This window comes from Methylobacterium sp. NEAU K (assembly GCF_030700285.1).
Taxonomy (GTDB): domain Bacteria; phylum Pseudomonadota; class Alphaproteobacteria; order Rhizobiales; family Beijerinckiaceae; genus Methylobacterium.
Window position 1 is genome coordinate 98,035 of the sequence record NZ_JAUYZJ010000019.1, and the last position, 11,054, is coordinate 109,088.

General features: G+C 69.4%; 9 protein-coding genes. 1 reads left to right on the top strand and 8 read right to left on the bottom strand.

Translation table 11 applies throughout. The features are described 5' to 3' along the window. Positions 1–264: 264 nt before the first annotated feature. Positions 265–1,794, bottom strand: coding sequence for a DHA2 family efflux MFS transporter permease subunit (locus Q8W67_RS16400; protein ID WP_305547409.1), 1,530 nt, complete (start codon positions 1,792–1,794; stop codon positions 265–267). Positions 1,795–1,856: 62 nt separating this feature from the next. Next, positions 1,857–3,098, bottom strand: coding sequence for an HlyD family secretion protein (locus Q8W67_RS16405; RefSeq protein ID WP_305547381.1), 1,242 nt, complete (start codon positions 3,096–3,098; stop codon positions 1,857–1,859). A 139-nt stretch (positions 3,099–3,237) separates the two neighbouring features. On the opposite strand from Q8W67_RS16405, the gene Q8W67_RS16410 reads away from it, so the two are divergent. Continuing rightward, a complete protein-coding gene (locus tag Q8W67_RS16410; RefSeq protein ID WP_305547383.1) occupies positions 3,238–3,876 on the top strand; it encodes a TetR/AcrR family transcriptional regulator in 639 nt (212 codons plus the stop codon). Between the two features lie 12 nt (positions 3,877–3,888). On the opposite strand, the gene dxr is transcribed toward Q8W67_RS16410, so the two are convergent. The 6 genes from dxr to Q8W67_RS16440 all read right to left on the bottom strand — a co-directional run bounded on the left by dxr (position 3,889) and on the right by Q8W67_RS16440 (position 10,185). Further along, on the bottom strand, positions 3,889–5,067 hold the full coding sequence (gene dxr, locus Q8W67_RS16415) for a 1-deoxy-D-xylulose-5-phosphate reductoisomerase (RefSeq protein ID WP_305547385.1): 1,179 nt from the start codon (positions 5,065–5,067) through the stop codon (positions 3,889–3,891). A 19-nt stretch (positions 5,068–5,086) separates the two neighbouring features. Further along, positions 5,087–5,944 (bottom strand): phosphatidate cytidylyltransferase, encoded by an 858-nt coding sequence (locus Q8W67_RS16420; protein WP_305547387.1) that lies wholly within the window; start codon positions 5,942–5,944, stop codon positions 5,087–5,089. Positions 5,945–5,963: 19 nt separating this feature from the next. After that, positions 5,964–6,527 carry a ribosome recycling factor gene (frr, locus tag Q8W67_RS16425; protein WP_305547389.1) on the bottom strand — a complete coding sequence of 188 codons (564 nt, stop codon included), beginning with the start codon at positions 6,525–6,527 and terminating at the stop codon, positions 5,964–5,966. Between the two features lie 123 nt (positions 6,528–6,650). Then, positions 6,651–7,373: a UMP kinase gene (gene pyrH / locus Q8W67_RS16430; protein ID WP_305547391.1), complete on the bottom strand. Its 723-nt coding sequence runs from the start codon at positions 7,371–7,373 to the stop codon at positions 6,651–6,653. Positions 7,374–8,075: 702 nt separating this feature from the next. Then, positions 8,076–8,999, bottom strand: coding sequence for a translation elongation factor Ts (tsf, locus tag Q8W67_RS16435; RefSeq protein WP_305547393.1), 924 nt, complete (start codon positions 8,997–8,999; stop codon positions 8,076–8,078). A gap of 118 nt (positions 9,000–9,117) precedes the next feature. After that, positions 9,118–10,185, bottom strand: a complete 1,068-nt coding sequence (locus Q8W67_RS16440; protein ID WP_305547395.1) for a 30S ribosomal protein S2 — start codon at positions 10,183–10,185, stop codon at positions 9,118–9,120. Between the last annotated feature and the right edge of the window lie 869 nt (positions 10,186–11,054).

An 11,054-nucleotide genomic window follows, 5' to 3' on the forward strand; every position in this document is an offset into this window, starting at 1 on the left:
CGGCATCTCGGGCCGGCCATTCGATCGGTCTAGCAGATCGGTGCGGCGTATCGCCAACGCAATCCTGCGCGGCAATCTCGGAAGGTGGCACACCCCGACGTGCGTAGTGCGGTCTTGAGATATCCCGCACCGAAGAGTTCGCATTCCGGCGCCGGAACATAGGCAGAGACGTGAGACGCGAGCGCTGTTCAGGATTCCGAAATACTCGACAGAACGCGCGCCGGTTTCCCCGCTATCCCGAGTATGCCGAGACCTAAAATCCGTTCAGTGTCCCCCGCCGCCGCTGATTCCGGCGGCCGGTCGGCGGACCAATGGCACGGCGCAGGCCATCGCCAGGAACAGCACTGTGAGGGCGAGGAACAGGTCCTCGAAGGCCATCACGAGCCCCTGGATCCGTACCGTGCTGGTCATAGCCTGGAGGGCCATGCCCGGCGCGGCACTGCCGTAGGAGTCGAAGCCGCGCTGCAACGCGTCGAGGCGCTCCAGCGCCGCCGTGTTGCTCCAGGTGAATCGCTCGTGAAGCCGGGCGAGATGGAGGTCCCACCGGTCGTTCAGCACCGTGTTGATCAGCGCGAGGCCGACCGCGCCACCGAGATTGCGGGTCAGATTGTACAGGCCGGAGGCGTTCTTCATCCGGGCCGGCGGCAGCGTGCCGAGCGCGATGTTGTTGATCGGGATCATGCACAGCATCAACGAGCAGCCGCGCAGCACCTGGGGCAGCAGCAGCTCCCAGAAATCCCAATCCTTGGTGACACCGGTGACGATCCAGGTGCCGCAGGCGAAGCCCACGAAGCCGACGCCCATCAAGAGCCGCGGGTCGACCTTGCCGGAGAGACGGCCGGCGATGGGGGCCGTGACGAACATGAACAACCCCGAGACGAACATCGTCTCGCCGATCATCAGAGCCGAGTAGCCGCGAACCCGGGCGAGATAGACCGGGTAGACGTAGGTCAGCCCGTAGAGCCCGATGCCGAGCACGAAGCTTGCCACGCAGCCGCTGGCGAAGTTGCGGTCGGAGAAGGCGCGCAGGTCGACGATGGGCTGTCTGGCCGTGAAGGCGCGCCGGAAGAACAGCAGCGCCGAGATCCCGCAGACGACGGCGCAGGCGAGGACCGCCTCGTCCTGCAGCCAGTCATGGTTCGGTCCCTCTTCGAGCACGTATTCGAGGCAGCCCAGGAAACCCGCCATGAAGGCGAGGCCCGCCCAATCGAAGGACTTCAGCAGACTGAGATTCGGCTTGTCGAAATCGACCAGCAGCCACGTCGAGACGGTCACGCAGATGCCCGGCACGACGTTGATCAGGAACAGCCAGTGCCACGACATCAGGTCGGTGAGATAGCCGCCGACCGTGGGGCCGATCGTGGGCGCGAGGGTCGCCACCAGACCGATCATCGGCGACACGATGGTCCGCTTCGAGGGCGGAAAGATCGTGAACGCGGCGGCGAAGACGGTCGGGATCATCCCGCCGCCGATGAAGCCCTGCGCGGCCCGCCAGACGATCATCTCGGAGATCGACGAGGAGGTCGCACACATCAGGCTCATGGCGGTGAAGCCGCCGGCCGAGATCGAGAACATCCAGCGCGTCGACAGCACCCGCGACAAGGTGCCCGAGAGCGGGATCGAGATGACCTCGGCGATGAGGTAGCTAGTCTGGACCCAGGGGATCTCGTCGCCCGAGGCCGAGAGGCCGGCCTGGATCTCGTTGAGGGAGGCCGAGACGATCTGAATGTCCAGGATCGCCATGAACATCCCGAACACCATGCAGAGGAACGCCACCAAGCGGCGGCGGTCCATCGGCGGGTCGGCTGCCGGGACGGCGACCGCGGGAGAGAGAGCGATGGCGGCCACGGCTCGCCTCAGCGGCTCGCGGTGCCGACCGGCGGCTCGCCGGCGGCCCGGTCGAGCGCGGAGCGGTCCGTGCCCGCGCGAGTGTCGACCCGCACGAGCGCCGACAGCCCCGGACGCAGCAGGCCCTCGCGGGCGACTTCCTCTGAAACGCGCACCCGCACTGGCAGGCGCTGGACGATCTTAGTGAAATTGCCGGTGGCGTTGTCGGGCGGCAGCAGGCTGAACACCGATCCGGAGGCCGGCGAGAACGATTCCACCACGCCCTGGATCTCACGGTCCGGATAGGCATCGACCGTGATGATGACCGCTTGGCCCGGGCGCATGCGCTGAACCTGCGTCTCCTTGAAGTTCGCGTCGATCCGCACGCTCTGGAGCGGCACGAGGGCGGCGATCCGGGTGCCGGGCGAGACGTAGGCGCCGGCCTCGACCGCCTTGTTGCCGACGACACCGTCGAAGGGCGCGCGGATCACCGTGAAGTCGAGGTCGCGCCGGGCCCGGTCGACCGCGGTGCGTAGCTCGGCCGCAAGGCTTTCGGCCTCGCGCTTCTGCGCCTGAAGGACGTCGACGTTGGCGCGGGCCGCGATGAGGGCGGCTTCCATGCCCTTCACCGAGGCCTCGGTCCGGTCACGGTCGGCGCGTGCCTGATCGATGCGCGACTTGGCGACGTAATCCGCCTGCATCTGCGTCGCGCGATTGAAGTCGGCCTGGGCGCGCACGGCATCTGCGCGGGTCGCATCGATCTGTGCGGCGGCCTGGGTGACCTGAGCCCGCGCCGCCTCGACCTGGCGGGCGATCCGCACGATGGTGCTATCCTGCGTGGCGAGCTTGTCCTGCGCCGCTTGGAGCGCGAGGCGATAATCGCCGTCATCGAGCTTGGCGATCACGTCGCCCTTCTTGACCGAGAGTCCGTTCACCACCGGCGCCGAATCGAGATAGCCGGAGACTTTCGCGGCCAGCACCGAGATGTCGGCCTGCACGTAGGCGTCGTCCGTCGAGACGAAGAAACGCCCGACACGCCACCATTGCCAGCCCTGGTAGGCTCCGCCACCGAGCGCCACCGCCAGGAAGCCGAGCAGCAATAGCCTCTTGATCGGCCGTTTCCGGCCGGGGCCGGGCTCGACCGGAGCGGCGGGCGATACGGCCGGCGGCGATAGCGACGCAGGCACGTGTACAGCAGGGCTCTCTGCGCGCTCTTCGTCCGTGGACTCGACACTTGAACCGGACCGGTCGGCGTCCTCGCGTAGGGACATGACAGCGCCTCTGACCTTATGACCGAACCGTTCGGTCAACGGTTGGGACGCGCCTTGACGCGCGTCGGAAGAGGCTTCAGGCTAATTTGACCGAACGGTTCGGTCAAGCGCAGCCAAGTCTCGGACGCGGAGCAGGGTGATGATGCAGGGCGTAATGCTGCAGCGGGAGACGTCGCAGCACGAGGGCGATAAGCGGCGGCAAATCCTGGAGGGCGCGCGCACCGTGTTCCTGTCGGCGGGGTTCGACGGGGCCAGCATGGGCGAGATCGCCCGGGCGGCGGGCGTCTCCAAAGGGACGCTCTACGTCTACTTTGACAGCAAGGAGGATCTGTTCGAGGCACTGATCATCCTGGAGAAGAGTGGTTTGGCCGAGGCGCTGTTCGCCCTCGACGCGGATGATCCCGACGTGCCGGCGGTCCTGACGCGGCTCGGCGCAAGCTTCTTGGCCGAAATGTGCCGGCCGGAGCACGTGTCGGTGGTGCGCATGGTGATCGGCGCCTGCGAGAAGTTTCCGCGCTTCGGGCATGCGTTCTACGAGGCCGGGCCGGCCTGCGGCGTGGGGCGGCTGTCGGGCTACCTCGACGCGCAGGTGCGGGCCGGCCGCCTCCGGATCACCGATGCCGAACTCGCCGCCCGGCATTTCCTGCATCTCTGTCAGGCGGGCCAGATGACACGCCTGCTCTTCGCAGCGGGCGACGCCCCAAGCGAGGCCGACATCCGGTATCAGGTCGATGGCGCCGTCCGGGTATTCCTGGCCGGCTACGGGCCAGGGCGCTGAGGCCGCTGGCGCTCAGCCGGCCGCGCGCAGCTGCGGCAGGGCCTCGGCGCTCCAGACCCGGACATGGGCGTCGATGGCGAGCGCCTCGTCCACGTCGGCCGGCGCACTCCGGTAAGGGCCGGCGAAGTGCGCACAGGCGCGCTCGACCAGATCGCTGATCCCGTAGAAGCCGATCCGGCCGGCGATGAAAGCCGCCACCGCCACTTCGTTGGCCGCGTTCATGACTGTCGGGGCCGCGCCGCCCGCGCTCAGGGCCGCCCGGGCGATCCGCAGACACGGGAAACGGCCCTCGTCCGCCGCCTCGAAGGTGAGCGAACCGAGTTGCACGAGGTCGAGGGGCCGGCCCCTCGCGATGGTGAGCCGGTCACCCAGCCCAAGGCAATGCGAGATCGGCACGCGCATGTCGGGCAGCGCCAGCTCCGCGGTCACGGCCCCGTCCAGCCAGTAAACCAGGCCATGGATCACCGATTGCGGGTGCACGACCACGTCGAGGCGCTCGGGCCCGATGCCGAACAGATGGTGCGCCTCGATCAGTTCCAGACCCTTGTTCATCAGGCTAGCCGAATCGATGTTGATCTTCATCCCCATGGACCAGGTCGGATGAGCCGCGGCCTCGGCCGCGGAGGCGGCGGCGATCCGCTCCTGGGCCCAGGTCCGGAACGGGCCGCCGGAAGCGGTGATCATCATGGTGCGCACGTCCGCCAGCGGCCGGCCGGCCAGCGCCTGGCTGAGGGCATCGTGCTCGGAATCCATCGGCAGGATCGTGGCGCCGTAGCGCGCGGCATCGCGCATGAAAGCGTCGCCGGCGCAGACAAGGCTCTCCTTGTTGGCGAGCGCCACCTTGCGACCGAGTCGGAGCGCGGCGTGGGTGGATTTCAGGCCGGCCGCGCCGCTCACTGCGGCGACCACGATATCCGCGTCCCGGGCCGCCGCCTCCATGACGGCGCTGTGGCCGGCCCCATTGGGGATGCCGCTGCCTGACAGAGCCTCGGCCAGAGCGGGGCCGGCGGCTTCGTCGGCCAGGGCCGCGAAGGAGGCGCCCAGTTCCCGAGCGACTTTCGCCAACGCCACCGGGTCGCGGCCACCGACCAGAGCCCCCACCCGGAATCTGTCGGTGTGCTGCGCGAGCAGGTCGGCGGTGGAACGACCGATCGAGCCGGTCGCGCCGAAGACGGCGACGGTCTGGGTCACGGGTGAAACTCCCTCATCGTCACGTGATCAGACCGCCCCCGCGCAGCGCGAGATAGAGCCCCGCCAGCACGGCGACCGCGAAAAATCCGTCGAGCCGGTCCATGACGCCGCCATGGCCCGGGATGATCTTGCCCGAATCCTTCACCCCGTAGCGACGTTTGAGCCCGGATTCGAACAGGTCGCCGGCCTGGCTCAGCACCGAGGCCAACGCACTGGCGCCGGCCACCACAGGCAGGGAGGCGGCGCTCGGCAGGCTCATCCCGGCGAGGTCGGCGGCAACGGCCACCAACGTGCCGGCGGCGACCGCACCGACGAGGCCTCCGATCGCGCCGGACCAAGTCTTGTTCGGCGAGACCCGGGGCATCAGCTTCGGGCCGCCGATCTTCCGGCCCGCGAAGAAAGCGGCGATGTCGGTGGACCAGACCACAGCGAACATCCAGGCCGGCCCGACAAGGCCGATCGCGGGATCGTCGCGCAACGCGACCGGCACGGAAGCGACCGCACCCGCGCCGAGCACGCCGGCGAGCGCCCGCATCCGCCCGCCGGGGGTCCGCGCGACGGTGGCGCAGGCCGCGGCGCCGAGGAGCAGGACGGCGATGCAGGCGAGCGCCGGGGCGCCACCGCGCTGGCAGAGCAGCAGGGCGGCAAGGGTCGCCGCGCCGAGCGCAATCAGAACCTCGCGGGGCTCAGTGCGGCTCATCACCACCCACTCGGCGAAGCCGATGATGCCGGCGGCAAGCCAGATCCCGGCGAACGGCCAGCCGCCATAGACCAGCGCGGCGATGATGCCGGCCCCGAGCACGACGCCCGAGGCGACGCGCAGCCAGAGTTCGCGCCGCCCGGAGGGGCGGGCGCCGGGAACGGCCGGGGGGGTCACGCGCGTCTCGCCGACCACCTCAGACGTGCATGATCTCCTTCTCCTTGGAGGCCAGCACCGCGTCGATCTCGGCGATGTACTGGTCGGTCGCCTTCTGCACGTCGGCGGCCTGGCGCTTCTCGTCGTCCTCCGAGATGGCGCTGTCCTTCAGGAGCTTCTTCAGGTGGTCGAGGCCATCCCGGCGGACGTGGCGCACGGCGACGCGCGCCTCCTCGGTGTACTTGTGAGCGACCTTGACCATCTCCTTGCGGCGCTGCTCGTTCATCTCGGGGATGCGGAGCCGGATGGTCTGCCCCTCGGTCTGCGGGTTGAGGCCGAGATCGGATTCGCGGATCGCCTTCTCGACGGCCGTGACCATGCTGCGGTCCCAGACCGAGATCGACAGGAGCCGCGGCTCCGGCACGCTCACGGTGGCGACCTGGGCCATCGGCATGGACGACCCGTAGGCATCGACCTGGATCGGGTCGAGCAGCGACGGCGTGGCGCGCCCGGTGCGCAGCGAGCCGAGATCCTTCGAGAGCGAAGCGACCGCGCCCTGCATCCGGCGCTTGATGTCGTTGAGGTCGAATTCCGGTGTGGCCATGATGGTCGTCCCGACACGTCTGACGTTGTCTTGAGCCCGGCACGGGCAGTCGCGGCCTCAATGGCCGAATTTTCCCGGTGCCGCAAACCTCTAGACCGCATGAATCCGGCGGGCGACCCGCCGTCAGGGCGCCACGAGTGTCGAGGGCGCGGCCCCGGACAGGATCGCGGCGATCGAGCTCGGCGCATGCAGGGAGCCGACGATGATCGACAACCGGCTCTCCCGGGCCAGCGCGAAGGCCGCGGTATCCATCACCTTGAGGTCGCGGGCGATCGCCTCGTCATGGGTGAGGCGGTCGTAGCGCGTGGCATTCGGGTCCTTCTTCGGATCGGCGGAATAGACGCCGTCCACCTGCGTGGCCTTGAGCACGGCATCGCAGCGCAGCTCAGCGGCGCGCAGAACCGCCGCGGTGTCGGTGGTGAAGAACGGATTGCCGGTGCCGCCGGCGAGCACCACCACCTGACCCTTGTCGAGGTGGTGCAGGGCCGGCTGCCGGGCGTAGGTCTCGCAGATCGTCGGCATCGACACCGCCGACATGGTGCGCGCCTGGACGCCGGCGGCGTTGAGCGCGGTCTCGATGGCCAGCGAGTTCATCACCGTAGCCATCATGCCGAGGGAGTCGCCGGTGGCCCGGTCGATCCAGCCCGCCGCCGAGATCCGCGCCCCGCGGATCATGTTGCCGCCGCCGACCACAATGGCGATCTCGGCACCCGCCTCGATGGTGCGGGCGATGTCCTCGGCCAGCCCCGCGAGTGTCGGGGGGTGGAGCCAGTAGCCGTCCGGGGCGGCCAAGGCCTCGCCGGACAGCTTCAGGAGGATACGGCGAAACGGCGTCGTCTCCGGCATTTCGATCCCCGGCTCCATCCCGCGTCGCGCAAACCGTGAGGCTTCTACGTCAGGCGCGGGAGCGGCGTCGAGGGGCCGCGGTTGATCCGACGGGGATCATGGGGACGAATTGCCCGCGACACGCAGTCGAGGTGCGGTCCTGCCAAAAGTCCGCGGCTTTGCTGGGACTGAAAGCTCGGACGTCCCGGCGCGTCGCGCCGGTCATCAATGTCGCAGCCGGCGCCGTGGCGTCCGGGATCGCCCCGGAGTCAGTCCGGGGTGCACCGCTGCCCGCCCGAATCGCGGCAGCCGAATTCGACATCGATGCGGTCGTGGTTGCCGGCGGCGACGGCACGGTCGCCTGTGCGGCTGCGTCCCCGGCCGGCAAGGCGGTCCGGCTCCGGCACGGGCCGCGCCCGAACCGATGCAGCGCCGGCATGACGGACGTCCGCCACGCCGGCGCGCGTGTTCAGCTCCCGGCCAGCAGGCCGACGGAGCCCAGGAGGGTCATGATCAGACCGGACGCGAACACGCCGATCATCAGGTAGGAGAAGGATTTCAACGCCATGCCGCGTATCTAGTACGCCGGTCGGTTGGCCGGTGTGCGCTGCAGCACGAAGCGCGGCGCCGCAGGCCTCCCGACGCACAGGACCCCGCCCGGCTGGCGCCGGACGGGGTCCTGTCAGGATCCGGCCCGGAGAATCGGGCGGGAGGCAGGGCCGGTCAGCGGCCGGCCTGCTGGGCGACCTCGGTGGCGAAGTCCGGCCCATCCTCCTTCTCAATGCCCTCGCCCAGCGCGTAGCGGACGAAGCCCGTGAGCGTGACTGCACCGCCGACCTTGGCCGCAGCCTCCTTCAGCACCTGGCTCACAGACTTCGAGCCGTCGTGCACGAACGGCTGCTCCAGCAGGGTGACCTCCTTGTAGTAGGTCTTCAGGCCGCTCTCGACGATCTTGGCGAGCACATGGTCCGGCTTGCCGGCGTTCTTCTCGCGCAGGATGTTCGACTCGCGCTCCAGGGTCGCGGGATCCACGCCGGACGCGTCGAGGGCCACCGGGTTGGTGGCCGCGACGTGCATGGCGATCTGGCGGCCGAGCGCCGACAGGGCGTCGACGTCGCCCTCGGACTCGAGCGCCACGAGCACGCCGATCTTGCCGAGACCCTCGGAGACTTGGCTGTGGACGTAGCTGGCGATCACGCCCTTCTTGACGTCGAGCTTGGCGACCCGGCGCAGGTTCATGTTCTCGCCGATGGTGGCGATCAGGCTCTGCAGCTTCTCGGAGACGGTCTCGGTGGCGCCCGGGAAGTGGGCGGCCTGGAGACCCTCCAGCGTGCCGTCGGTATTGAGGGCGATCTTGGCGGCCTCGCGGGCGAACGCCTGGAAGGCGTCGTTGCGGGCGACGAAGTCGGTCTCGGAGTTCACCTCGACAATCGCGGCGTGATGGCCGGCGGACTCGACGGCGACGAGGCCCTCCGCGGCGACGCGGCCGGCCTTCTTGGCGGCCTTGGCGAGACCCTTCTTGCGCAGCCAGTCGACCGCGGCCTCGAGATCGCCCTGCGTCTCGTTGAGCGCGCCCTTGCAGTCCATCATGCCCGCGCCGGTCTTCTCCCGGAGCTCCTTCACCATCGCGGCGGTGATGTTGGCCATGGCGGTCCCTTTCGTGTGGTCTGGATGAGAGAGGCCCGGCGCGCGGGTGAGCGGCCGGGCCCGGTATGGCTGGATCCGCAACACCCCGATGACGGGAGCGCCGCGAAGTCCCGATGGATTACACCGCCGCGGCGGCCTCGACGAAGCCGCGGGCCTGCGCGACCCACGAATCACGGTCGATGCGCCCGTTGAGCTTCAGGTCGGAATCGACCTTGGCGACCTCCTCCGGCGTCATCGCGGCGATCTGCCAGTAATGGTAAATGCCGGCGTCGTTGAGCTTCTGCACGATCTGCGGGCCGGCGCCGTTGAGCTTGGTCAGGTCGTCCGGCGCGCCGCGCGGGGCGGCGAGCAGCTCGAAATGCTCGGTCGACTCGGCGAGCATCGCCACGTCGGCCGGATCGAGCGCATCGGACTCGACCGTGACGGCCGCGTCGTCGTTGGCCGGCAGCTCCTCGGCCATCGGCTCTTCGGAGGCGCCGAGATCCATGCCCGACGAGCCCTGGGCCCGCGAAATGCCGTCGATGGCGGCCTTGGCGATCAGGTCGCAGTAGAGCGCGATGGCGCGGCCGGCATCGTCGTTCGCCGGGACGATGTGGGTGATGCCGTCCGGGTTGCAGTTGGTGTCGACGATCGCGGCCACCGGGATCCCGAGGCGGTTCGCCTCCTTGATCGCCAGCTGCTCCTTGTTGGTATCGATCACGAACAGCAGGTCCGGCACGCCGCCCATGTCCTTGATGCCGCCGAGCGCCTTCTCAAGCTTCTCCTTCTCGCGGGAGAGCATCAGGCGCTCCTTCTTGGTCAGGCCCGGGCCGCCGGTCTCCAGCGTCTCGGTGACCTTGCGCAGGCGGGCGATCGAGCCAGAGATGGTCTTCCAGTTGGTGAGCATGCCGCCCAGCCAGCGGGAATTGACGTAGTATTGGGCCGAGCGCTTGGCCGCCTCGGCGATGGTGTCGGCCGCCTGGCGCTTGGTGCCGACGAACAGCACGCGGCCGCCCTTGGCGACGGTGTCGCTCACCGCCTGCAGCGCCGTGTGCATCGCCGGCACGGTCTGGGCGAGGTCGATGATGTGGATGTTGTTACGGGTGCCGAAGATGTACGGCTGCATCTTCGGGTTCCAGCGGTGGGCCTGGTGACCGAAATGGGCGCCCGCCTCGAGGAGCTGACGCATGGAAAAGTCGACGGCCATGTCTTTGTACTCTCCGGTTGGATCCGCCGCGGAGGGATGCAGCCGACCGAGATCTCGGCCGGCCACCGGAAGACGCCTCATTCAGGCATGAGGCCGGCTCCGCGTGTGGGATGGGCGGGCGCTTAGCAGAGCCCGGAGCCGTATGCAAGGATTCGGGCTGCGTTTGCCGGTGCCATGGCTTGGAGCAGTGCCCGCCGCCTCACGGCGCGCGGCCTCCTCGCGTCCTCGGCGGCGCGTCCAAGATGCGGGGCGGTGACGGCAGGGCCCCCGCCTCTGGGCACGCGCCATCGTCCCCGCGCGCCTGACGGCGCCGAGGGCATGGCCCAAGAGCAGCACGAGGGACGCGGGACGCCGCGGGAACCCTGGTGTCGGCCACAGACGCGCGGGATCCGATCCCCGCGGCGTCCCGCGGCATCGGACGGGCCTGGTCCCCGGCCGGTGCCGTCTTTCTCGTCGCGATGTCTTCGCGGCGCCCCGATCCTGCGACTCCGTGTTAGCGGTCTCGGACGAGGCTTTCGGCCTCCGGAACCCGCATCACCGCCGTGGCCTTCCAGCCGCCCCCCGCCTCGTAGTGGGCGGGTCCGCAGGTCGCTCAGGGTCGGCCCAGACCCGGGTCGGCGCGGGGGCATTTCCGCACCCCGCCGGGCAAAGGGCCGCCCGGTCTCACGCCCGCATCCGAGACACGCCCCGTACCGGCACGCCGCCCGGGGCGATGGCGGCTGAGAGCCACCGACGCGGGCACCGCCCTGTCGCCCCGAGCCCGCCCGGTCAGCCACCGGGACGGCCCCGAACCGAGCGCTGCGGGATCACCCCCGCGGCGCCGGGGAACAGGTGGCGGCTAATGAGCACAAAATAGGAACATTGTCAAG

Coding starts and splice junctions, on each gene's coding strand:
- Q8W67_RS16400 (WP_305547409.1), bottom strand. CDS start 1,794: ATGGACCGCCGCCGCTTGGTGGCGTTCCTCTGCATGGTGTTCGGGATG.
- Q8W67_RS16405 (WP_305547381.1), bottom strand. CDS start 3,098: ATGTCCCTACGCGAGGACGCCGACCGGTCCGGTTCAAGTGTCGAGTCC.
- Q8W67_RS16410 (WP_305547383.1), top strand. CDS start 3,238: ATGATGCAGGGCGTAATGCTGCAGCGGGAGACGTCGCAGCACGAGGGC.
- frr (WP_305547389.1), bottom strand. CDS start 6,527: ATGGCCACACCGGAATTCGACCTCAACGACATCAAGCGCCGGATGCAG.
- pyrH (WP_305547391.1), bottom strand. CDS start 7,373: ATGCCGGAGACGACGCCGTTTCGCCGTATCCTCCTGAAGCTGTCCGGC.
- tsf (WP_305547393.1), bottom strand. CDS start 8,999: ATGGCCAACATCACCGCCGCGATGGTGAAGGAGCTCCGGGAGAAGACC.
- Q8W67_RS16440 (WP_305547395.1), bottom strand. CDS start 10,185: ATGGCCGTCGACTTTTCCATGCGTCAGCTCCTCGAGGCGGGCGCCCAT.